At 69.7% G+C, this 680-nt stretch carries 1 protein-coding gene; it reads left to right on the top strand.

Annotated features, from left to right (window positions below):
- A partial coding sequence (locus tag AC0KUR_RS38020; protein WP_473377409.1) for an acetyl-CoA C-acyltransferase occupies nt 1-680 on the top strand: 680 nt, incomplete at both ends.

Genomic DNA, 680 nt, shown 5'->3' with positions numbered 1-680 from the left:
GGGCTGCCGAACGCGGTGCCGGGGATGACGATCAACAAGGTGTGCGGCTCGGGCCTGAAGGCCGTGATGCTGGCGGCGAACGCGATCGTCGCGGGCGACGCGGACATCGTGATCGCGGGCGGCCAGGAGAACATGAGCGCGTCGCCGCACGTGCTGCCGGGCTCGCGCGACGGGTTCCGGATGGGCGACGCGAAGCTGGTCGACACGATGATCGTCGACGGCCTGTGGGACGTGTACAACCAGTACCACATGGGCATCACGGCGGAGAACGTCGCGAAGGAATACGGGATCACGCGCGAGGAGCAGGACGCGTTCGCGGCGCTGTCGCAGAACAAGGCGGAAGCCGCGCAGAAGGCCGGCCGTTTCGACGATGAAATCGTGCCGGTGTCGATTCCGCAACGCAAGGGCGAGCCGCTGCAGTTCGCCACCGACGAATTCGTGCGTCACGGCGTGACGGCGGAATCGCTGGCCGGTCTGAAGCCGGCGTTCACGAAGGACGGCTCGGTGACGGCGGCGAACGCGTCGGGGCTGAACGACGGGGCGGCGGCGGTGCTGGTGATGTCGGCGCAGAAGGCGGCGGCGCTCGGCCTGACGCCGCTGGCGCGGATCAAGGCGTACGCGAACGCGGGCGTGGATCCGAGCGTGATGGGCATGGGCCCGGTGCCGGCGTCGCGCCGGTG

Source organism: Burkholderia sp. YHN3-13 (genome assembly GCF_055810675.1).
This window is presented reverse-complemented; position numbering and strand designations above follow the sequence as displayed.